The sequence below is a fragment of the Bacillus sp. UNC41MFS5 genome (genome assembly GCF_000686805.1).
In genome coordinates this window covers 25,558-47,479 of sequence record NZ_JMLP01000020.1, presented here as the reverse complement: position 1 = coordinate 47,479, position 21,922 = coordinate 25,558, and the positions used below count along the sequence as shown (strand labels likewise).

The 21,922-nt window shown below is 37.8% G+C and carries 21 protein-coding genes; 12 read left to right on the top strand and 9 right to left on the bottom strand.

Annotated elements, in window-relative coordinates:
* Positions 1-46: 46 nt before the first annotated feature.
* From BR30_RS0111985 to BR30_RS0111975, 3 genes are all read left to right on the top strand, one after another.
* Positions 47-1,522, top strand: a complete 1,476-nt coding sequence (locus tag BR30_RS0111985; protein ID WP_026565235.1) for a sucrose-6-phosphate hydrolase — start codon at positions 47-49, stop codon at positions 1,520-1,522.
* A 28-nt stretch (positions 1,523-1,550) separates the two neighbouring features.
* Positions 1,551-2,519 (top strand): carbohydrate kinase family protein, encoded by a 969-nt coding sequence (locus tag BR30_RS0111980; RefSeq protein ID WP_026565234.1) that lies wholly within the window; start codon positions 1,551-1,553, stop codon positions 2,517-2,519.
* Positions 2,520-2,677: 158 nt separating this feature from the next.
* Positions 2,678-2,962, top strand: a complete 285-nt coding sequence (locus BR30_RS0111975) for a LysR family transcriptional regulator (protein ID WP_026565233.1) — start codon at positions 2,678-2,680, stop codon at positions 2,960-2,962.
* Positions 2,963-3,098: 136 nt separating this feature from the next.
* Here BR30_RS0111975 and BR30_RS0111970 read toward each other — a convergent pair whose 3' ends face one another.
* The 9 genes from BR30_RS0111970 to BR30_RS0111930 form a co-directional block, all read right to left on the bottom strand.
* Positions 3,099-3,419, bottom strand: coding sequence for a DMT family transporter (locus BR30_RS0111970; RefSeq protein ID WP_026565232.1), 321 nt, complete (start codon positions 3,417-3,419; stop codon positions 3,099-3,101).
* A gap of 40 nt (positions 3,420-3,459) precedes the next feature.
* On the bottom strand, positions 3,460-3,789 hold the full coding sequence (locus tag BR30_RS0111965; RefSeq protein WP_026565231.1) for a DMT family transporter: 330 nt from the start codon (positions 3,787-3,789) through the stop codon (positions 3,460-3,462).
* A 32-nt stretch (positions 3,790-3,821) separates the two neighbouring features.
* The gene (locus BR30_RS0111960; protein WP_026565230.1) at positions 3,822-4,691 is read right to left on the bottom strand and encodes a Cof-type HAD-IIB family hydrolase; all 870 of its coding nucleotides are present in this window, start codon (positions 4,689-4,691) and stop codon (positions 3,822-3,824) included.
* 130 nt (positions 4,692-4,821) lie between these two features.
* Complete coding sequence (locus tag BR30_RS0111955; RefSeq protein WP_026565229.1) at positions 4,822-5,604, bottom strand: DeoR/GlpR family DNA-binding transcription regulator; 783 nt, start codon at positions 5,602-5,604, stop codon at positions 4,822-4,824.
* Between the two features lie 27 nt (positions 5,605-5,631).
* Positions 5,632-6,645 carry an ABC transporter ATP-binding protein gene (locus tag BR30_RS0111950; RefSeq protein WP_026565228.1) on the bottom strand — a complete coding sequence of 338 codons (1,014 nt, stop codon included), beginning with the start codon at positions 6,643-6,645 and terminating at the stop codon, positions 5,632-5,634.
* Positions 6,645-7,520 carry an ABC transporter permease gene (locus tag BR30_RS0111945; protein WP_026565227.1) on the bottom strand — a complete coding sequence of 292 codons (876 nt, stop codon included), beginning with the start codon at positions 7,518-7,520 and terminating at the stop codon, positions 6,645-6,647. Before BR30_RS0111945 ends, BR30_RS0111950 begins: the two co-directional genes overlap by 1 nt.
* A complete protein-coding gene (locus BR30_RS0111940; protein ID WP_026565226.1) occupies positions 7,517-8,362 on the bottom strand; it encodes an ABC transporter permease in 846 nt (281 codons plus the stop codon). The genes BR30_RS0111945 and BR30_RS0111940 overlap by 4 nt, the downstream gene beginning before the upstream one ends.
* Before the next feature lie 110 nt (positions 8,363-8,472).
* Positions 8,473-9,306: an alkaline phosphatase family protein gene (locus tag BR30_RS0111935; RefSeq protein ID WP_026565225.1), complete on the bottom strand. Its 834-nt coding sequence runs from the start codon at positions 9,304-9,306 to the stop codon at positions 8,473-8,475.
* Positions 9,296-10,360 (bottom strand): ABC transporter substrate-binding protein, encoded by a 1,065-nt coding sequence (locus tag BR30_RS0111930; RefSeq protein WP_442852970.1) that lies wholly within the window; start codon positions 10,358-10,360, stop codon positions 9,296-9,298. The genes BR30_RS0111935 and BR30_RS0111930 overlap by 11 nt, the downstream gene beginning before the upstream one ends.
* Positions 10,361-10,765: 405 nt before the next feature.
* On the opposite strand from BR30_RS0111930, the gene BR30_RS38405 reads away from it, so the two are divergent.
* The 9 genes from BR30_RS38405 (at position 10,766) to essA (ending at position 21,915) form a co-directional block, all read left to right on the top strand.
* Entirely contained in the window at positions 10,766-10,897 is a 132-nt protein-coding gene (locus BR30_RS38405) for a hypothetical protein (RefSeq protein WP_269320608.1), read from the top strand.
* The gene (locus BR30_RS0111920; RefSeq protein ID WP_442852969.1) at positions 10,897-12,462 is read left to right on the top strand and encodes a spore germination protein; all 1,566 of its coding nucleotides are present in this window, start codon (positions 10,897-10,899) and stop codon (positions 12,460-12,462) included. The genes BR30_RS38405 and BR30_RS0111920 overlap by 1 nt, the downstream gene beginning before the upstream one ends.
* A gap of 24 nt (positions 12,463-12,486) precedes the next feature.
* Positions 12,487-13,587: a GerAB/ArcD/ProY family transporter gene (locus tag BR30_RS0111915; RefSeq protein WP_026565222.1), complete on the top strand. Its 1,101-nt coding sequence runs from the start codon at positions 12,487-12,489 to the stop codon at positions 13,585-13,587.
* A 28-nt stretch (positions 13,588-13,615) separates the two neighbouring features.
* Entirely contained in the window at positions 13,616-14,728 is a 1,113-nt protein-coding gene (locus BR30_RS0111910; RefSeq protein WP_231507686.1) for a Ger(x)C family spore germination protein, read from the top strand.
* Positions 14,729-15,078: 350 nt separating this feature from the next.
* Positions 15,079-16,086 carry an ABC transporter substrate-binding protein gene (locus BR30_RS0111905; RefSeq protein ID WP_026565220.1) on the top strand — a complete coding sequence of 336 codons (1,008 nt, stop codon included), beginning with the start codon at positions 15,079-15,081 and terminating at the stop codon, positions 16,084-16,086.
* Between the two features lie 122 nt (positions 16,087-16,208).
* Positions 16,209-16,916 (top strand): SH3 domain-containing protein, encoded by a 708-nt coding sequence (locus tag BR30_RS0111900; protein ID WP_026565219.1) that lies wholly within the window; start codon positions 16,209-16,211, stop codon positions 16,914-16,916.
* Between the two features lie 637 nt (positions 16,917-17,553).
* The gene (locus BR30_RS0111895) at positions 17,554-17,850 is read left to right on the top strand and encodes a WXG100 family type VII secretion target (RefSeq protein WP_026565218.1); all 297 of its coding nucleotides are present in this window, start codon (positions 17,554-17,556) and stop codon (positions 17,848-17,850) included.
* 209 nt (positions 17,851-18,059) lie between these two features.
* Positions 18,060-21,428, top strand: coding sequence for a type VII secretion protein EsaA (gene esaA, locus BR30_RS0111890; RefSeq protein WP_026565217.1), 3,369 nt, complete (start codon positions 18,060-18,062; stop codon positions 21,426-21,428).
* Positions 21,403-21,915, top strand: a complete 513-nt coding sequence (gene essA, locus BR30_RS0111885; protein ID WP_026565216.1) for a type VII secretion protein EssA — start codon at positions 21,403-21,405, stop codon at positions 21,913-21,915. Before esaA ends, essA begins: the two co-directional genes overlap by 26 nt.
* Positions 21,916-21,922 lie beyond the last annotated feature (7 nt).

The following is a 21,922-nucleotide window of genomic DNA, read 5'->3' as shown; positions in this document are numbered from 1 at the left end:
AAGGGGAATCCAGTGATTCTCCTTTCTGTATTAGGAGTGAATCAGCATGGAATGGACAACCGAACAACGATACAGAAGCATGGACGACGTGAACGAAGAGGAAATTCAAGGGTTAGCCAAACTAGTGAAACAATGTCCATGGCGGCAGACTTTTCATATTCAGCCGCTGACAGGATTGTTAAATGACCCGAATGGCTTTAGTTATTTTAATGGGGAATATCATTTATTCTATCAATGGTTTCCGCTTGGGCCGGTTCATGGATTGAAGCATTGGTATCATACGAAGTCTAAAGACCTTGTTCATTGGGAAAATGTTGGAATGGGCATTGAGCCGTCGAATGAATTTGATAGTCATGGGGCGTATTCCGGAAGTGGAATAGAGCATGATGGGAAATTATATTTAATGTACACTGGCAACACGCGCGATGAATATTGGAATCGACACCCGTATCAATGTTTGGCAGTAATGAGTCCGGATGGAAGCATTGTGAAAATGGATGCACCGGTGATTGCTGATATTCCAAGTGGCTATACCGATCATTTTCGCGATCCTAAGGTTTGGCAACAGGGGGATCACTTCTACGTGTTAATTGGTGCTCAAAGAAAAAATGAGACAGGAAGTGTCGTTTTATATCGCTCTAGTGATCTAAAAGATTGGCAGTTTGCGGGTGAAGTGAAGACCAAGTTAGGTCAAGATTTCGGTTATATGTGGGAATGTCCGGATTATTTTGAGCTGGACAAGCAAGGTGTGTTCCTTTTCTCCCCACAAGGGTTAAAAGCGGAAGGTGACCACTATCAAAATATTTATCAATCAGGGTATGTAATTGGAAGTCTAATTGATTTGGAGAATATTGAATTAAATCATGGTGCATTTCATGAGTTGGATCGCGGGTTTGATTTTTACGCACCACAATCGACGGTGGATCACCAGGGGAGACGTATTTTAGTCGGCTGGATGGGATTACCGGAGATTGACTATCCTACTGATAAAAATGGGTGGGCACACTGTTTAACACTCCCTCGGGAGCTATCGGTTAAAGACGGAAAGATGGTTCAGCAGCCAGTGTCTGAGCTAGTATTGCTTCGCGGGGAAAAGGTGGAAACAAGTCAAACGGTTGAAAATGAAAATGTTAGTTTGGATAACTTCGAGGGAAACGTCTATGAACTTCTTGCGGAATTCTCTGATAGTACGGCTGAGGAGTACGGTTTGGAACTTCGGGTCGGAGAAATTGAGAAAACCGTGATTAAATATGATGCGGTTGCGAAAAGGGTTGTGTTTGATCGGACGCATTCGGGAGAGTCCTTTGCTGAGCAGTTTGGGACCGTTCGGAAATGTATGTTGGACGCTGAAAAGATTTCGTTCCGAATCTTTGTTGATGTCTCCTCTGTTGAAGTGTTTGTAAATAATGGGGAAGAAGTATTTACCGCAAGGATTTTTCCTGGTGAAAATAGTAATGGAATCCGTGTGTTTGCTCGTGGTGGCCAAACGAAAGTAAAGGCTGTTAAATGGGATATCATATAAACTTTTTAGACTTACTAGAGGTGACAAAATGGGAAAGCTTTTTTCTATTGGTGAAGTGTTAATTGATTTTATTCCTCTGCAAAAAGAGGTGGCCTTAAAGGATGTTTTTTCTTTTGAGAGAGCTCCTGGGGGGGCGCCGGCAAATGTGGCTGCGGCCGTTGCCAAATATGGGCAGAAAGCATCGATGATTTCTAAACTAGGGAACGATGCGTTTGGCGACTTTTTAGTCGAGAAGCTTGTCGAGGCTGGTGTTGAGATGGATAAAGTATACCGGACCGGGGAGGCAAATACGGCCTTGGCATTTGTCTCGTTAAAAGAAAACGGGGAACGCGATTTTTCGTTTTACCGTAACCCTTCCGCTGATTTGCTGTTAAGCGCGGAGGAGATCGAGCCAGTATGGTTCCATGCGGGGGATATTCTCCACTTTTGCTCCGTTGATCTTGTGGAAAGCCCGATGAAACAGGCGCATAAAAAAGCAATCGCGGCTGTTTCAGATGCGGATGGCTTAGTCAGTTTTGACCCAAATGTGCGGCTTCCGCTTTGGGAAAATCCAGAGGACTGTCGTAAGGCGATTCTCGAATTTTTACCGACAGCTGATATCGTAAAGGTTTCCGATGAAGAGCTAAATTTTATTACGGGAATAAAAGAGGAGTCGGATGCGATACGATCGTTGTTCGTTGGAAACGTGAAGGCAGTTGTCTACACAAAGGGAGCTGCTGGTGCGGATTTGTTTTTAAAGGATGAAAAGATCGAATCGAGAGGATACTCTGTTAAACCTGTGGACACAACTGGAGCGGGTGACGCGTTCATGGGCGGATTTTTGTATCAATTGCTAGAATTGAAAGCAAACCCGGCTAACCTCGAGGAAGTGCTACGGGGCAATCATATAGAAATATTGCGATTTGCCAATGCAAGTGGTGCTCTCACCACAACAGGAAAAGGAGCAATCTCTGCTCTTCCGACTAAGGGGGAAGTTGAGGAGCTTATAGAAAAGTGATACTTATGTAGTCTGCAAGGGACCCCTTCGAAATCAGTTTCTTACTCTACTGCTTCAATCTAAGTTTCTTTTCAAACGAATCTTGTTTTTTCGACAATCTGGATAATATATAATATTTATAGATTATAAAACATTTGTTATGGATAAGGATGGAGTACATGGAACTGAAACAAATTCAGTATTTTACTGAGGTCGTGAAACATGGAAGCTTTTCTAAAGCGGCAGAACATCTCCATTTATCTCAACCTAATATCAGTAAAATGGTTAAAAGCTTAGAAGAAGAGTTAAATACAAAATTACTAATCCGAACCACCAGAAAGTTTGAGCTGACCGATACAAAGAAATTACTCTATCAATGCGGGCAGCAAATTGCCCAATCTGTACAGCATTTTTATCAAGGATTTGATGATATAGCAAAAACCACTTCCTATAATAAAAATTAGGGAGTGGTTTTTTGTGTTGTTAAAATTTGCGTACCAAGACTTGTTGGATAACAAGCTTTTCAAGAATACGACCAAAACGAATATCAAGAATTATGAAATGCTTTTAGGAAAATTTGTTGAACTTAAAACCCTGATCTTAATGTCCAGAAGTCATTTTAATACCTGCAGCCCCTGTAATAATACACATAATCAATAGGATTGTTCTTAAACTTCTAGGTTCATTAAAGAAGATCATTCCTGCTATAACACTTCCAATAGAGCCGATACCGGTCCATATTGCATAGGCAGTCCCCACTGGAAGAGAAGTTAATGACAAAGAAAGAAAATAAAAGCTTAAACTCCCAAAAAAAAGACACGCTACAGAGGGGAGCAATTTTTTAAACCCATCTGCACGTTTCAGGCTTATAATACTACCAATCTCGGCAAATCCGGCAATAAGAAGAAAAAACCAAGCCATTGAATCATCCCCAAACCTTGTATAAATCATTTCATTTCCTTTAATGTTTAGGTTGTGCTGGACTAATTTTTATTCCAATTATCCCCAATATCATTAAAGCTACAAAAAATACTTTCAGTTGATTAATAGTCTCTCCCCAAAAAAGCATCCCAGTTACTACTGTTCCCACCGTTCCCAATCCAGTAAAAATGGCGTAACCAGCTCCTAAGGGAATGGAATGTAAAGCTTTTGAAAGTAAAAAGAAACTAAAGATTATAATAACTACCGTTACTATACTAGGTATAATTTTAGTGAATCCGTGTGAATATTTAAGACCGATCACCCAGACAATTTCCAAAAGTCCTGCTATTATGATATAGATCCATGCCATTTTATCACTCTCTCCTTCGGCATTGACACTTATTATTTAACCACGAAGTTCTCCATATATTGATAAATCGCATAAGCTACCCCATTCTCATCATTTTTAAGGGTTGTCGTTGTACAAACAGCTTTTATGGCATCTTTCGCATTTCCCATCGCTACACTGTATCCAACTTTCTGGAACATGGATAAATCATTGTTGCTGTCCCCGATTGCCATAGCCTGATCTAAGGAGCCATTCATCAAGAAAACCAATTTTTCAAGGGACATCCCTTTTGAAGCTCTTTTACTAGTAATTTCAATGTTATGATCAGCAGATGAAACAACCATCAACTCATCAAACTTTTTGAATTGGTTCCATGCTTCCTCTAATTTCTTTTTATCAAAAGAACATGCTAAAATGTTATAGAATTCTTCCTCTTGTTTTAAGATATCATGATAGTTTTCAACTAAAACATATCCAAACTGGTCAAATTGCCTTTCCGCTACTTCAACTAATTCTTTCATATCTGTATTCAAATCTGCGCTTTTCAAACTTTTAATCTCATTATGGAAATGTTCTCTGCCCTTTTTAAGAGTATAAATGGCTTTATCAGTAAACACTTCGTAATAATAATTCCGTTCATCTAACCATTGGAGAATAGATTCGACACGATCTTTAGATATCGTAATAGAGGAAATGCACTTTCCGCTTTTTGAATGAATGGTTGCGCCATTTGTCCCGATTACAAATGGGGAAATCCCGGCTTTTTCACAAATTGTTTGAACATCAAAATAAGCCCGTCCTGTTGAAATAACTACTTCAAAGCCTCTATCTTGAGCATATTGAATCGCCTTAATATTTTCTTCACTAATTTCATTCTGGTCGTTTAATAATGTTCCGTCTAAATCTATCGCAATGAAACTCATGCTATACAGCTCCTTTTCTCATTCTATCTATTAAATTTTCTTTCTAGCTTTTTACCTGCTATCAATAAAAATCTAATCAAAAAAGAGAGAGAACTCCTCATCCGTTACGATATGTCCTTTTATGGATTGACTATGCTTGAATCCAATTGATTTCCTCTAAATTTGAATGATTTCTCCATTCCTCTGGAAAGGGTTGCTCGCAGACAATCACATCGACTTTTTCTAGAGGACAAACTTTACAAAATGTATCGACACCAATTTTAGAGTAATCCGTTAGCAATACAACTTGCTTTGATACCTCGACCATCTTGCGTGAAACTAATGTTTCATGTAAATGATAATTACTAACCCCACTTTGAATAGAAACACCACCAGCTGAAATAAAAGCTTTATCAATATTAAATTGATTTAACATTTGTTCAGTGAGACCGCCGCCTATAGATTGCTGCTTTGGATCAATTTGACCACCTAGTAATAGAATTTGTCCTGTAAACTTATTTTGATTGAGAGATTCGGTCAACACAGACGACACAGGAAGAGAATTGGTTAAAATCGTAATGTCATTTTTATTTTCAATACACTTCGCAAATTCAAGCATGGTTGTCCCTACATCAATGACAATTACATCTCCGTTAGAAATGAGTTCTACAGCTTTTTTCCCAACCTTAACTTTCTCATCTTGATTCACCGTTGTACGTTGTGTGAATGGAGGTTCCTCAAATTCAAAGACTGTTTTAATCGCCCCACCGTAAACCCTCTTTAAAAGTCCTTTTTCCTCTAATATCATCAAATCGCGTCGAATCGTTTCCTCTGAAACATTAAATTGATCAACTAATTCCATAACTTTTACTTTTCCCATTTTGTTCAGTTCTTTTAAAATTTCATTCTTTCTTTCTTCTGGCAAAACAGACATATTTCTTCCCCCGCGATCATTAATAATTTATAAAATAATGCATTCTTTCTTCGGTACAAGAATATGAACGCGTGCTCCTTGCTCAAACATTTTCCCTCGGTGGTGAAGATAGTCTACATGGAAGGCTGACGACTCTGTTTCAACTTCATATCTTAAAACATTCCCTGTCATGGTTACATCTTTAACGATTCCTTTAATTCCCCAGTTCGCTAGTAAATCCAAGCTATCCTCTCCAGAAGAAACTAATTGTATAACTTCAGGACGAATAGCGACTTCATTTCCTTTTAATTCCGTACTACGAACAAGTTTATGGAAAACCTCCATGTTACAAACATTATAATTTCCGATAAATTTTGCAACAAATGTATTGATTGGAGTGGTATAGATTTCTGATGGAGAACCGGATTGAACAACGTTTCCTTTATTCATGACAAAGATTCGATCAGACATCGTCATTGCTTCTTCTTGATCATGTGTTACAAAAATAGTTGTAATATCTAATTCCTTCTGTATTCTCTTCAATTCTTTTTGTAAATTTTTTCTGATTTTAGCATCCAATGCACTTAACGGCTCATCTAATAAAAGTACTTTTGGCTCCATAACCAGGGCACGAGCAAGAGCAACCCTCTGTTGTTGTCCTCCAGATAACTGATGAGGATAAGACTTTTCTTTTCCATTTAAATCGACCATATCAATCATCTTTTTTACTCTTGAATCAATATTTTTTGCCTTCTTCATTTTAAGTCCGTATGCGATGTTATCAAAAACGTTCATATTCGGAAAAAGTGCATAAGATTGAAACACCATACCGACTTCACGCTGACGCGGTGATAAATTAGTAATATCTGTTCCATCAATTAAAATTCTTCCTACATCTACGTCTTCAAGTCCGGCGATTGAACGCAATAACGTACTTTTTCCGCATCCGCTTTGCCCAAGAAGTGTAACAAATTCTCCTTTGTTCAATGTTAAAGAAATGTTATTTAAAACGACTTGATTATCATATCCCTTAGTCACTTGATCGATGGTTACATAGCTCATTAATTTTCACCTTCTAAATTAGTAGTTTTATGATGATGATATTGTCTTTTTAAAAACGTAAGAATTCGCTTCTTATTTGATACAACTGAGTTTTTTTCTTTCTTAAGCGATAGTTTTAATACGGTCGCAGTTAAAAATAAAATCAATAAATAATATGTGATTACAATTGCACTAGTTAAGTGACCACTGCTGTTTAGTTTGTCAGCAAGATAAATTTGAATCGTTTCAAATCGACCTCCGACAAGCAAATTAGCAAAAGCAAATTCACCAAATAATAAAGCAACTGATAATAAAGTAGATACTAAAATACCAGACATAATATTTGGAAGTACCACTGTACGAAATGCCTGAAATTTTGAAGCACCTAGTAATTCAGCTGCATCTACAAGTTGGATAGCATTAAGTGTTCGAAGGCTGTTACGAATACCTTGATACATAAATGGTAGAATGGTTATGAAATAAGCACCAATTAGTATCCACGGTGTCCCGGAAATTTGAAATGGTCCATTTGAATATAGCTTTATTAATCCAACCGCTCCAACAATTGGAGGAATTCCATAAGGAAGCATCGCTATTGATTGAAGCAAACCTTCCCATTTACTGAAATAGACAGTGACGATAAAGATAGTTGGAAGCATAATAAGGACACTAAGACCTACAGTTACAACAATTAAAAACAGTGTTCTTTCGATAGCATCATAAAACCGTGTATCTTGAAATAAATCACTATACCAATGGATTGTATAACTCTCAGGTAAAATGGTATGATCCCATTTACCAGCAATCGAGAATAAAAATGTTCCGACAAGTGGAATTAATAAATACAAAACTAGTAATCCAACAATCACTTTATACAAGATTTTTGAAGATTTCATCGTAAATCCCTCCTAATGCGACGCATCATTCGTTCGTTGAACCACATTGCCCCAATCATAGTCGTTGCTAGAAGAACTCCTAACGCACTACCCAGCTGTGGTTTTAATGTAACGTCACTTGCAACTAAAGAGGCTATTTGCAATGACAATAAGTTATAGTTGCTGCCGACCAATGCATAGGCTGTAGCGTAAGCACCCATCGAATTTGCAAACATAATACTAAATGTACCTATAATACTAGGTAAAAGTACGGGTATTCCAATTCGAAGCCAAAATGAAACTTTTGATCCTCCTAAAAGTGAAGAAGCTTCTTTCCATTGTTGTTTTATTCCTTGATAAGACGGATAAATTAGCATAACAGCAAGCGGAATTTGGAAATAAATATAAACAAGAATGAGGCCTGTCCATGAATATAAATTAAAATCTGCAAACACTTTTAAACCGATCTTGTGAAAAAGTAATGTAAATAATCCATTGTTTCCAAGTAAAATAATATATGAAAATGAAAGGGGAATCCCCTCGAAATTCGAAGTCACATTAGTAAGCATTAGTAATCGATTTTGTATTTTTTGAGAAAACTTAGTAAACGAATAAGCTACAATTACCGCTATAATCACAGAGGTTACAGCTGAAAATAATGAAATAAGAAGGCTGTTTTTAATTCCTTGCATATAAAATTTACTTTTAAATACTGTTAAATATTGATTAATCGTTACGTGAATTCCATCATCTGTATAAAAGCTATTTTTAATCATTGCCACTATTGGCCCAATTTCAAAACCAATTACAAATAAAATAAATGGCAATAAGAGAGCTAATAAGTAAATTTTTTGTTTATTCATTTTTCGCAACACTTCTCCCTCCTCTATGTTTAACAATTTTGGAATTGGATTAACAATAAGGCTGTTAAACCAATTCCAGTGTTCATTTTATTGTTGCATTGAACATTCATTTAAAGGGTAACTTCTTCTTTTAGTCCTGGTAATCGATATGAAATCATTTTATCTGACGGTTTGATATTTAAAAGCTCACAAACAAGTGGTGCAAAAGCTAATTGAGGAATTACCTCACTGTAAACACCTGGCTTAACTTTTGGGCTAATGATAAAAAGTGGAACATCACGCTCACCATCAGTTATGCCGCCATGGTTGCCGTATTCGCTCATTCCATGGTCAGAAGTAATTAAAATATGGTAACCTTCTGAGATCCAAATTGGCAGAAGCTGAGCTAATAAGCTTCCCATTTTTAAAATTTGTTCACGATATTCTTTCGATTCCGAACCATAAATTTCGCCTTTTACATCTACCCCTAGCGGATGAATATATAAAAAGTGTGGATCGTACTTTCTACGCAAAGCTTCTGCATCCATTAGGACATGACTATCTGGATAGTCATCATCCCAATAGAATTTTCCATATTGAATCGCTTTTGACTCGTCATCTTGCTCACGATCTTCAATAAATTGGAATGGTGCACGATTATAAAGTTCGCTTACCCAGTAATAAGATGCTGTTGCATTTCTTAAGCCGTTTTCTTTTGTAAGATGGAAAAGACTTTTCTCTGTAGATAGACGGACGGTTTGATTTGACGTAATTCCATTCGTTGATGCCGGTGTACCCGTTAGTAACACTTCATATAATGGACGAGAAAGACTTGGAAGCTCCGATTTCATTTTATAAAGTGCCGCCTGATTTGTTTCAACTAAATGTTGAATAAATCCTAGTGCCTCACATGCTTTATCGTATCGCATTCCATCTACAACAACCGTTATCACTTTATTTAACATTTACTAACACCTCTTCTTGCCATAATTGTGGTAAAGTACTTGCAGTTTTTTCCCAAGCTTTTTGATCTTTTACTGGTGTTACTTTTTTGTATTCTTCTGTTGGAAGTAACTTGTCTGCTACTTCTTGCGGAAGTTTTACATCACGAATTGGACGAGCAAATCCTTTTGCTAAGTTAATTTGACCTTGATCACTTAAGATATATTCTCTTGTTGCCATCGCTGCATAAGGATGTTTTGCATATTTGTTAATAAGCGTTGTATAACCACTTACGACCGAACCTTCTTTTGGAATACATACATCAAATTGGTCGCGGTTGATTTGGCTAGCATAATTAAGTGCATTGAAATCCCAAACAATTGCAACTTCTACTTCGCCTTTTTCAATGTTAGCTGGTTTAGCGTCTGTTAGACTCAGACGGCCTTGTTTAGCAAGCTTAGCGAAGAAGTCAAGTCCTGGTTTAATATTCGTTTCATCACCGCCGAAAGCCATTGCCGCTGCAAGAACACCCATCTGATTCTGTGCTCCGCGTTGAACATCTCCAATTGTTACTTTGTAATTTCCTTTTAAAATATCATTCCAAGATTTAGGTGGATTTTTCACCAAATTTTTATTAGTAAGAAATGCGATTGTTCCTTGGTATCCAACAACCCAATCTCCATTATCATCTTTCGCCCATTTTGGTATTTCATCCCAATGAGAAGTTTTATATGGAAGGGTTAATCCTTTTTGTTCAGCAATTGGTCCAAAAGAAATCCCTACATCCCCGATATCAGCTGTTGCATTATCTTTTTCTGATTCCATTTTCGCAATTTCTTCTGCACTAGATAAATCTGTATCACTGTGCTTCAAAGTATATTTTTTCGTTACATTATTCCACGTTTCTCCCCAGTTAGCCCATGAATCTGGCATACCGACACTATTAATTTCACCCTCTACTTTTGCTTTTGTTTCAATTTCTTTCAGGGTTAACGAACTTGGATCCTTAACAACTGGAGCAGCCTCCTCTTTAGTAGCTCCACAAGCAGCTAATCCTAGTAAGCTAACTCCTAACATCACAGCTTGAATAGACTTGTAACAATTCTTCTTGAATGTGTAATTCATAAAAAGTGCCTCCATTTAGTGTGGGATTTTTAAAGTTCGTTACTGTTTATTACGGATTAATCATAATATAACAATGTTAATCCCACATAAATCCAACGTTAAGATATTGTAAATCAGCTCTTTATTTCTCTAATTCATCAGCTTTGGGAAAATGTTGTTTACTATCTTTGTGGGTATTGCTCAATTTGAGAGAGATTTAACTTTTGAAGGACAAAAGAAGAAAATATACGAAAACAGAAGGATAAATTACTATTCTAAAAATCGGTTAATTTTAACAGCAAAAGTAAATAATACAATCAATGTCTATTAAAACGTTTCTAACGAATATACTTCTGAGCATTTATAGGAGAGCTTTTTATGTTGAAGAAAATTCTTTCTCTAATACCGGACTATATCATTTTCGTACAAGCATTTATTACATTTTTAGTTCCACTTGGATTTTTTAAATTTTTCAAATGGATTCATTCATTAGAGAAGAGTGATGATTAGTGAAATGGCGGAAGCTAAACAAAAACCAGATGAAGATTGGAGAATCTGCCCAAAAAGCAAAACAGGATATACAGCCATTTCAAGAATCTATTAATGAAATGACAGGTAATTTTACGGCAGATTTGAATCTAATTCGCCAAGAGATTGGGCATAATTCAGATGTGAAATTTCGTGAGTTTCAAATGGGAACAACGGGTATTCGTATTGCCATTATTTTTATAGATGGGTTTGCAGATGCGGAGGTAATTAATAATCATATTTTGGTTGATTTCATGTCGGCTTCACCAAAAGAAACCGGCCATCCACTAAAAAACTCCTCCTTAAAAGAGTATATTAAAAACCAAGCTCTTTCTGTATCCGGCTTAAATGAAGTTCGTACTCTTAAAGATATAACCTCCGGAGTAATGTTTGGGTCAATTGCGATTTTAGTCGATGGTCTAGAAGACGTTTTCCTGGTTGGCGGTGCTAAAGCTAAAACAAGAAATATTGATGAGCCGGCTACTGAGGCATCGGTACGTGGACCCAGGGTAGGCTTTATTGAAAATTTAAAGGATAATACAGCTCTTCTACGGCGGCATGGCAAAGATCAAAACTTATCCATAATCAGCACTCAGGTAGGAGAGCGGTCCAAAAAAGAACTAGTCATTATCTACATGAAGGATATTGTGGACCCTCATTTATTAGAAGAGGTTAAGCAACGGATTAATAAAATAAAAATTGATGATGTACATGACTCTAGTTATATTGAACAATTAATTGAAGATAATTTTTTAAGTCCATTCCCGCAAGTGCAAAGTACAGAACGACTTGATCGTGTTATGGGTTCTTTGATGGAAGGAAGGGTAGCTTTACTGTTGGACGGCTCACCTTTTGCCTTAATTGTTCCTGTTACCTTCCATATGCTGTTGCAGTCTCCTGAGGACTATTACGAAAGATGGATGGCTGGGACATTAATTCGTATATTGCGTTATTTTTCAGCCTTTATTGCTCTATTTGTTCCTTCTTTATATATTGCTTTTATTTCCTTTCATCCGGGATTAATTCCAACCAAGCTCATTTTTTCCATTGCAGCCACCAGAGAGGGAGTTCCTTTTCCCCCTCTAATTGAGGCACTCATAATGGAATTATCTATAGAAGTATTAAGAGAAGCCGGGCTTCGTTTACCAAAACCAATTGGACAATCGATAGGGATCGTGGGGGGTTTAGTCATTGGAGAAGCAGCAGTGCAAGCAGGAATAGTTAGTCCAATCATGGTCATCGTAGTTGCTGTCACGGCCATATCTTCATTCACGATCCCGCAATATAGTGTAGGGATTGCATTAAGAATGCTTCGCTTTGCCTCAATGCTATTTGCTAGTGTGTTTGGATTATATGGAGTCGTTCTGTTCTTCCTGTTGCTATGCAGCCATTTGGTGAGGCTTAAAAGTTTTGGCATTCCATATCTGAGCCCTGCTGTATCATTTCGATTGAATGATTGGAAGGATTTCATGATACGGGTCCCCCTATTCCTAATGAAACGCCGTCCAAAACTGTTGCATCCAAAAGATTCAGTAAGAAAAAGGTAACGGTTCGAAAGGAGTTGACTAATTATGACCTCCAGTCCTTTAGATCAAATAACTTCTCATCAAGCAGTAATGTTTATCACAAATTTTATTTTCGGTGCAGGGATTTTAACACTGCCCAGAACCATGACAGAGAAAGTCCAAACTCCCGATTCTTGGATCGCAATAATTGTTAGTGGATTAATTATTACACTTATATCAGTAATAATATTAAAACTATGCCAAAGATACCCGAACGAAACTTTCTATCAATTTAATCAAAAACTTCTTGGGAAATGGATAGGATCGCTGCTAAGTTTAACAGTTATCTGCTATTATATTGCGTTGTCCGCATATGAGGTTCGAACTATGGCTGAAACTACACGATTATTCTTACTTCAGGGAACTCCAACATGGGCTATTATGATGCCATTTTTGTGGATAGGTCTATACTTAGTTCAGGGAGGGGTAAATGCCATTGCACGGTTATTAGAAATTATTTTTCCAATTTCGGTTCTTTTTCTCCTTTTGGTCATGTTTTTAGGCATCGAATTATTTGAGGTTGATAATTTACGTCCGGTGTTAGGATCGGGGGTTAAGCCTGTCTTGAAGGGGTTAACAACCTCCTCTCTTTCCTTTGCAGGCTTCGAAATTCTCCTCTTTATTTATATGTTCATGAAAGAAAAAAACAAGGTAACAAAAGTTCCAATTCTCGGAGTTGGAATACCCTTTATCTTTTATACTATTACAGTGGTAATCGTAATAGGATCCATGTCAGTAGACGCGGTGGTGTCACAAACATGGCCTGTACTTACGTTTATTCGAAGCTTTGAAATCACAGGCCTTTTTTTTGAACGGTTCGATTCCCTCCTTCTTGTCATTTGGATTATGCAAATATTCGCTACGTATGTCATTGCTTTATTTATTGCTACTCTAGGATTAAAGCAGATTTTTTCGAAAAATACTCACGCGTTTATTTATAGTTTAATACCGCTCATTTATTTAGTTTCTATGATTCCTAAAAATATAAATGAGGTATTTAAAATGTCAGATATAATTGGTAATTTCGCCCTTTATTTATTTTTTATTATGCCGCTTGTCCTTTTCATTATCTCAAAGGTGAAGGAAAGAAAATATGAAAAAATGTAAACCTATACTAAGAAATTCTTTTGTCTCGATGCTTTTACTTTTTCTGCTGTCTGGTTGCTGGAGCAGCAAGTCCATTGAAGATCTAAATATAGCTGTTGGCACAGCTGTAGATAAATCAAAAGATGGAAAAATACGATCTACTCTTCAATATGTAATACCAGGTGCAATCGGTAATTCAACTAACAAATTACCACAACAAAAACCTTATATTAATGTCTCTGCAACAGGAATTTCACAAGAACCAATCGGTTGGGAAACGACCTTACGAAGAGAAGGTTCTATTTCAGGGGCACATGAAAAAGCAGTGATTATTGGGCAAGATCTTGCTCGTGAAGAGCCAATTAGAGAAATAACAGATTTGTTCTTTCGGGATATCGATATTAGAGGAAGTACCTTAATCTTTATTTCTAAAGGAGAAGCTGCACGAACTCTAGAATCAAAGGAAGCCGAAGTCATTCCTGCTTTACGCTTGGTAGAAATTGCAAAACAGGAACTTACAACTAGAGCTTTGAGGCACCTCTCTTTAATGAAGATTTGGGGGAAATCGAACTCTCAGACCAGCTTCCTTATACAACTGATTGATTTAAAAAAGGGAGAAATTGATTTTAATGGAGCGGCCGTAATAAAAGGAAGAACAAACAAGATGATTGGGATTCTTAATAAGGAAGAGATTGAAGGCATAAATTGGATAACAGGAGAAGGTAAAAGCGGAGCAGTAAAAGCCTTCCAAAAAAAGTCGGATAAACCCACATATTATCAGATTCAGTCAATGAAAAGCAAAATTAAGCCGCATGTTACCGGTGGTAGAATTTCGTTTGATGTAAAAATTGAGTCAGAGGGAAGAATCGCTGAATATTGGAATCCTCACTTTAAGCCTGCTTTTAAGAATAAAACTATTAAACACATAGAAAATGCGGCTGCGAAAGAAGTTACGCACTTAGTAGTGAATACCACAAAAAAAATGCAAAAGGAATTCGGAGTAGATGTTGGAGGATTTGGCAACCAGTTGCGAATACAATATCCTAATGTTTGGAAAAATGTGAAGGGCAATTGGGATGAAACATTTAGTGAGATTCCCATCACCTATGATGTATCGATTACGATAAAGGATTACGGAATGATTGGATCAAAGAAAAAATAAATAACTGTTGTTAGTGCAAAAGACAATACTTGTTTTTCATCTATTGAATGAACTTAAAAATAAGGGACTGAACCTAATGTTCAGACCCTTGTAATGTTTCCTTTAAATCCACATTGTGGTATATCTAATTTTTCCGTATTAGGTGCAAACAGGTATTGCTAGACTAACATCTAACACAAAACTATTATTCTATAGGGTGGTGTTTTTACTATTGTCTAACACTCAGTGCATGTGTTAGAATCTGAATATTATAAATTTTCTAAAGTTGATACTAATAAAGGAAATCGCTTTCTTTGTTGTTCACCAAGAGGATACATAATATAGTAGATTAATTTCGGGAGGATTAACAGATGAGAAAGAGTTTAGCGTTAGTATTGAGTGGAGCATTATTATTGCTTTCAGCATGCGGAGGGGGAAGTAAGGAAACTGGAGGAGAGGGAAAAGAAAAAGAGAAAGAGAAAGTCGTTAAAATAGGCATTACACAAATTGTGGAACATCCGTCTCTTGATGCTGCACGAGAGGGTTTTGTCGCGGCTCTGAAGGATGCCGGCTATGAAGAAGGAAAGAACTTGAAACTTGATTACCAGAATGCCCAAGGAGACATGAACAATAATACATCCATTGCCCAAAAATTGGTTGCAGACAAGAATGACCTAATTTTGGCTATCGCCACGCCCAGCGCTCAGGCAGTAGTTAACCAGACGAAGGATATTCCAATATTATTTACCGCCATTACGGATCCAGTCGGGGCGGAACTTGTCCAAAGTTTGGAAAAGCCAGGCGGGAATGCGACAGGTACATCTGATACCCACCCAGATGCGATAAAGAATACGATTGATGCCATTAAAACTTTTATTCCCGATGCCAAAAAGGTGGGCATCATCTATAACAACGGTGAACCAAACTCTGTTGTAAATGTTAAACATGCTAAAACAGCTTTAGAGGCAGCGGGTCTTGAGGCAGTTGAAACTACCATAACAGCCAGTACTGAAGTAAAGCAGGCGGCCGAGTCAATGGTAGGGCGTGCGGACGTATTATACATTCCAAAGGACAACACCGTCGTTTCTGCCCTAGAATCGGTTATAACCGTAGCCAATGCCCAAGACATCCCAACATTTGTCGGTGAAGGTGATTCTGTCAAACGTGGAACCTTCGCATCTTATGGGTTTGACTACCACGATCTGGGCTACACTACCGGTAAAATGGCTGTAGAAATTCTCAAAGGTAAAAAGCCAAATGAAATTCCTGTAGGCTTCCCGGAAAACCTGGAGCTGTTCATCAACAAAAAAGCAGCCCAGGAGGAAGGAATCACCTTAACAGACGAGATGCTAAAAGACGCGAAAATAGTGGGAGAATAAAATCTCAACTTAAAATAGCCTGCCTAAAACACGGCAGGCTCATTTTTGTTTCATATCGCGGGGCGATATGACTTGCAAATATATCAAATAACCTTCATATTTAATAGAAAAGGAGGTCCGATATGCGACGCGATATACAATCAAATGAACGAGCTTACTCTTCTAAAGAAGTGGCAGAAGAAGTGGGGATTGCAACACCGACTGTTCGAAAGTACGGCCAGATCCTAGAGCGGAATGGATATGAGTTTTTCAAAGATGGCGATCGGCGTATTTTTGTTCAATCTGACATCGCAGCGCTTATAGCGTTACGCGATACGGACAAGCCACTAGACGATACAGCTAAAGAACTTGCGCATCAACAAAAGGAAAGATTAGTAGAATTCAATGAAACGGATATAGCGCTACCTGATACATATGGAAATTTACCCCAGGACCCCAATCAATTAAAAGAAATCTTAATGGTTTTGGTTAATGAACTCGCAGCCACGCGTGAAATGAATGGCCAACTGACAAACGATATGTCACAGTTGAAAATAACAGTTTCCCGGCTTCAGCAAGATCACCATGTAATAAGTTCTAATATTGCTAATTCCGCGCAAAAAACACAAGCAAAAATTGAAAAATTGACTGAACAACAAAATACCCATTTCGAAACATTGCTGCAACAAGAAATTCAAAAAAATGAATCCTTACAAAAAGAGATACAAAGTATACGAGACGAACTGGAAAAAGAATGGCGTTCACAGAATGATTTTAATAAACGTTTAGAAGAAGCGATACAAAAACCTAAAGAAAGATGGGAATGGATTCTCTCCATATTCCGAAAATAAGGTGCCTGTATAGGCTTTTTTTTTGCTTAATTGTTTCGTATCGCTGGGCGATACGGACATTCCTCCAAATTTCAACAAATTCCCGGGAAATATCTACAAATTTTGAGTAGATATCGACAAAATTAGGTGTGTAGATAACACTTTGTTTTGCTGTAAGAAAGTAGCGCTTTACCCAAGTTACCTAATAAGGAAAAAACAAAAAGAGGCTTCTCATTAATCCAATTTTTGAGAAGCCTCTTTTTTTCGTTTCTTAATTTCAACATAGCTACCCATCTCATCGTCCTGTCAAGTAAAGTTTGTGTATTTAGAACTGTGCATGGAACCCAATTCAATCCAAAAAAACAGGCAAATAGTTCTATGAATTTTCATATTCCCTTATTTTTTGACTGAAAACCATCCCATTGTCTTACTGAGAAAGAATTATATTTTTCTCATATTCCTCCTAAAAAACCCTAGTTTCAAAAATAAATAGAAAGAAAGTACTAGGAAAAATCTTACTTCAATCCGGGGGGATTTGAATGTTGAATGAACCTGTGATAAAAAAAGGATAGGAATTTACTTCCAACTTAGTGTTAATGCGCTGGAAAAAGATAAATCACTTCCAGGGCAAACTATAGGTAGAGGAGATGGAGAACAAGTGGCTGGACAAATTCGTATGACCCCAGCGGAGTTAAAAGCTAAAGCGACTCGCTATGGGCAAAGTTCACAACAAATTGAGCAAATTCTAAGAGATTTAACTAATTTACAAAATGAACTTCGTGGTGAATGGGAAGGCCGTGCCTTCCAAAGATTTGATGATCAGTTTAACCAATTGAAGCCAAAGGTACAAAATTTTGCTCAATTGATGCAAGAAATTAACACACAATTGAACAAGACAGCGGATGCAGTTGCTCAACAAGATGAGCAATTATCGCAGAATTTTGGGCTTAATTAATCCGGTTGCCTGACATCTGGAAGATTAACATTGGATCAGTGGAATAATTCATTCGGGACTATGTTCCCAATAAAACAAAAGCCACGCGACAATTGTTGTGTGGCTTTTATTCTTTGTTTGCCGTAGCAGGCAATCTCATAAGTCTCCTAAACAATAAAAATAGAAATCATTAATTTATTACCTACTAATAAATTTCAGGGGTTGAGTGAATGAAAAAGATTGAGCGAGGTGTCATATTATTTCTAGTTCTGATCCTTGCGCTATCTTCAGGAATCTCTTATCTGGCATTGAATCAAGTATCCAAAAGCAAAGCCAACAATGATGACGAGAAAATGACAGTAGCATTGGTCAATGAAGATCAAGGTGCACGATTTAATGATAAGAACTATGAATTTGGTGCTGAATTTATAAAGAACATTGAAAAAGATGATACCCATGACTGGTATGTTGTTAGTCGTGGTGTCGCGGAAAGCGGACTTGAGCGGAATGTCTACAATATGATGATTGTTATTCCGAATGATTTTACCGAAAAGGCATTATCAATAGATTCGAAATCGCCAGAGCGGGTAGTTTTGAACTACAAAATTAATGCTTCCGAAAACGGCAATATGAAAGCGAAGGCTGAGAAAACAGCGAGCTCCATCTTAGGAGATTTTAATCGTCAAATTATTGATGTTTATTTTGCTAGTGTCATCGGCAATTTGCATGATGCTCAAGACAATATAGGTACACTGGTAAATAAGGAACAAGTATATACAAACTTCTATAATCATACTATCCATCGTCCCTTAGCAGGTTACACCGCTCAGTTTGGAGCCGTGAAGAGTAACACAAAGATATCAAGAGACAATTTTACCGGCTTACAGGATCTATTAAAAGGATTTGAAACTAGCCTGGGTGAGGATGCAAAAGCAAGCAATACCTATCAATCCAGCTTTTTGGATTACACGAAAATGCAAGCTGCAAATGGTCTTTTAGCAAAAGGTTTCTCCGGCCAGCTTAGCCTGTTAGATAGTGAGATGAATCATGGCGATGTCATGCAGCAATTGGATTCTTTAACTTCAACCAACAAGGCCATAAATGATCAGTTCCATCAAAACGATAATCAGTCAGCTACCATTTTATCAGAATCGGCTGCCCTTCAAGAGTATTTGACGAACACGAAGGGAAAAATGGATAAATTGGATACAGAATTGTCGGAAACATTGGCATCTGATATGCAGCAGGTAATTACCGAGAAGCTTAAGAAGGAAATAAAGAATAGTTCAGGTCAAGAGCAAAGTGTATCCTTAAATCATATGTTTGCAACTCCAGATAAAAATGCTCGGGATACATTACAGAAGCAAATTGATCAGCTGCCGACAATGGATAGTAATGATTTAGACGGCCTAGGTTTAAGTAATCAAACAATCACACAGTTAAAAAATGTCATAGCTGTAACCAATAAATACAATCAAGAGTTTGGTTATACTCCTAATCAAGAAGAGAATAGTATTCCTTTGTCAGAAAAAGTAAAACAAGTTAAACGTGATTTAGTGACAAATGGAGTCACCCTAACAGATAGTATCCAGTTGGAGAAAAATAAAAAGAATGGGCAGGAATTTACACTTTCCATCCCAAAAGAATTTGAGATTAAGAGAGTTTTATTATCATTACCAACAAATAGCCAAGAAGTGGATTACACTGAGGCGTTTCTGAGTCACCATAAAATTAAACTGCCTTCAACAGATGAGGGACAATTCACTGTAAAGGTTCATGTGTTCTTGAATGATAGTGATGCACTCCTTGACGTTTTCCAACCAATCACATGGAGTTGGGAACTCGATCAGAAGGATATAACAGATGTAGATCAGCCAGAACAGCCAGATTCACAAAAAGAGCCACAAGAGCCAGAAACCGCAAACGAAAATATGGCTGCAACAGAAACCCAAACAGATTCAAATGGTTTATCTAATGAAAATGACCCAACCATAGCAACGGAAGAAATGGGCGAGAGTACAACTGAAACAACGGACGAAAAGCCGGTTGATAATCAAAAGCCGACTCAACTAAGTGACAATGATAATGAAAGTAAAATTGAGAGACTGGAAATTCTAAATAACCATATTACCCACCAAGTGATGTCATCACTTACAGAGGAATCTCCAAGTGTTCTTATCAATGCATCAAGCGACAATGTCAGTGACTTTCAAAAATTATTGTCACTGTATGATCTATATTTTGGGATTGGAATGGATCAGTTTAATCGTCCCGACCTGGTAAATGATTTGAATCAAACTAGTCTGACCGATATGGCAACAGAGGATTCTCTGTATTATTTATTTAATAAACAAGACATTGTTGACGTATTAGCCGCTTACGTTGCGGAACAAATAACAGAGGAAGTGAGACAACAGACGGCAGATGTCAAAGGCAAAATAGATGAATATATGCAGCTCGTTAACGATGCCAACCAAAATGCAGCCCAAATGTCGGAAAGGATAAAGGAAACAACGGCACAAGCAGAAACTTTAAATACGAACCTTTCTGACACGTTAAAAGATTTAGGGGCATGGCGCGAAGCAAGTCTTAAACTTCAAAGTGAACAAGCAAAAGTTTTGCTGAATGGGGAAGAAGAGCAACAGACCGTTCTATCCATTGGAAATGAATTTAACACGCTGCTTGCTTCAAGCCAATCTCTAGCGGATCAGTCGAGAACTAATTTAGATTCTGCGGATACGGTTTATCAAACCTTCGATGCCATCGATCGTCAAGCCAAGGAAATTCAAGCTAGTGGAACGACTTTAGTACAGCAGGCAGGTGACCTTTCTAATAATCTAACGAATAAATTGGCTGAGGATCAAACCTTCGCTGGCAATTTCGCAGGCGTCCTCGCCAATAGCCGAATTGGTGAGCGGCCGAATGAAGAGTTGTTAAGCTTTCTTTCAAATCCGGTCGAAACAAAGAATGCTGGGGTCATCACTGCAGGTGATACCTTTACTCCCTACTTTGTTGTCTTGATCTGTTTCATTGTTGCGTTATTTACTGCTTATGTTCTCTCCAATCATGAGCGGAAACGACTGCAAAAGGATTCATTTGCGGGAGAAAGAACCATAGTCGCCAATAATACACCAATCACAATTATTACTGTAAGCATTGGCCTGATCGAGGGGCTGGTAATCGGGCTGATGTCTGGCAAGATGCTGCAAATGGGTGAAGGCAAGTTCCTGCAATGGACTACATTAATCACATTAATCATGGTCACGCTGCTGTTAGTGGCAACTTATTTACTACGTCAGTTAAAAATGGCCGGTATGTTTATCCTTTTGGTGATCCTAAGCCTCTATTTATTCTTAACCGAAGCACTTGGACGTCACTTTGACCAATTCTCTCTAGCTGCTAAATTAAGAGACTACTCACCGTTGCAATATATTGAGACGTTATTAATGAAGTTTGGCAGTGGGGCATCGGATACGAAGTGGATTATTTTCGGCTTAGCAGCCTTGACGGTTATTAGTCTTGCAGGCCATTTGTTTGTCTCGAATCGTTTTGTAAAAAGCGAGGAGGTTAATCATGAAGGAATTAGTGAAGCTCTTTAGTGTGATTGCTGCTTTTACAGGATTCCTTTTGATGTTTTCACTCCAGTCTATGGCGGATGAAACCCTTGATTATAGTGGGAAAATTCGATTGCAAACGGACCGGATTGGCCAAGACGCAGGGGAAAGGGAAAACTTAGCCACATCGGATGATCAAGAAACGGAATTGGAAAAATTGGCGCCCGACTTGTTCAAGGAACAAGCACAGGATGCCCTCAAGACGAAACAAATAGAGCTGGAACAATCCACTTTAGATTTACAACAAGGTCTTTTTGTTGTGCCAAGTAAGCCTGATATTACTTTGAAAAACGCCGAAAAGGTACTGTTTTCGAGTAATTATACAGTTCAACAGACTCCAGCACCCATCCAGAACGAGGCTGAGAATCAAACAATTGATTATTTAAACACCAAAACCCTCACGACGTTCTTAGGGATGATCGTCCTGGGCTGTGGCGGAATCTTTACACTGATGAGAAAAACGCTGGGGTGAAGGAGGG

Excerpts from the sequence above, each read along its gene's own strand:
- BR30_RS0111985 (WP_026565235.1), top strand. The coding sequence starts at position 47 with ATGGAATGGACAACCGAACAACGATACAGAAGCATGGACGACGTGAAC.
- BR30_RS0111980 (WP_026565234.1), top strand. The coding sequence starts at position 1,551 with ATGGGAAAGCTTTTTTCTATTGGTGAAGTGTTAATTGATTTTATTCCT.
- BR30_RS0111975 (WP_026565233.1), top strand. The coding sequence starts at position 2,678 with ATGGAACTGAAACAAATTCAGTATTTTACTGAGGTCGTGAAACATGGA.
- BR30_RS0111970 (WP_026565232.1), bottom strand. The coding sequence starts at position 3,419 with ATGGCTTGGTTTTTTCTTCTTATTGCCGGATTTGCCGAGATTGGTAGT.
- BR30_RS0111965 (WP_026565231.1), bottom strand. The coding sequence starts at position 3,789 with ATGGCATGGATCTATATCATAATAGCAGGACTTTTGGAAATTGTCTGG.
- BR30_RS0111960 (WP_026565230.1), bottom strand. The coding sequence starts at position 4,691 with ATGAGTTTCATTGCGATAGATTTAGACGGAACATTATTAAACGACCAG.
- BR30_RS0111955 (WP_026565229.1), bottom strand. The coding sequence starts at position 5,604 with ATGTCTGTTTTGCCAGAAGAAAGAAAGAATGAAATTTTAAAAGAACTG.
- BR30_RS0111950 (WP_026565228.1), bottom strand. The coding sequence starts at position 6,645 with ATGAGCTATGTAACCATCGATCAAGTGACTAAGGGATATGATAATCAA.
- BR30_RS0111945 (WP_026565227.1), bottom strand. The coding sequence starts at position 7,520 with ATGAAATCTTCAAAAATCTTGTATAAAGTGATTGTTGGATTACTAGTT.
- BR30_RS0111940 (WP_026565226.1), bottom strand. The coding sequence starts at position 8,362 with ATGAATAAACAAAAAATTTACTTATTAGCTCTCTTATTGCCATTTATT.
- BR30_RS0111935 (WP_026565225.1), bottom strand. The coding sequence starts at position 9,306 with ATGTTAAATAAAGTGATAACGGTTGTTGTAGATGGAATGCGATACGAT.
- BR30_RS0111930 (WP_442852970.1), bottom strand. The coding sequence starts at position 10,360 with ATGTTAGGAGTTAGCTTACTAGGATTAGCTGCTTGTGGAGCTACTAAA.
- BR30_RS38405 (WP_269320608.1), top strand. The coding sequence starts at position 10,766 with ATGTTGAAGAAAATTCTTTCTCTAATACCGGACTATATCATTTTCGTA.
- BR30_RS0111915 (WP_026565222.1), top strand. The coding sequence starts at position 12,487 with ATGACCTCCAGTCCTTTAGATCAAATAACTTCTCATCAAGCAGTAATG.
- BR30_RS0111910 (WP_231507686.1), top strand. The coding sequence starts at position 13,616 with ATGCTTTTACTTTTTCTGCTGTCTGGTTGCTGGAGCAGCAAGTCCATT.
- BR30_RS0111905 (WP_026565220.1), top strand. The coding sequence starts at position 15,079 with ATGAGAAAGAGTTTAGCGTTAGTATTGAGTGGAGCATTATTATTGCTT.
- BR30_RS0111900 (WP_026565219.1), top strand. The coding sequence starts at position 16,209 with ATGCGACGCGATATACAATCAAATGAACGAGCTTACTCTTCTAAAGAA.
- esaA (WP_026565217.1), top strand. The coding sequence starts at position 18,060 with ATGAAAAAGATTGAGCGAGGTGTCATATTATTTCTAGTTCTGATCCTT.
- essA (WP_026565216.1), top strand. The coding sequence starts at position 21,403 with ATGAAGGAATTAGTGAAGCTCTTTAGTGTGATTGCTGCTTTTACAGGA.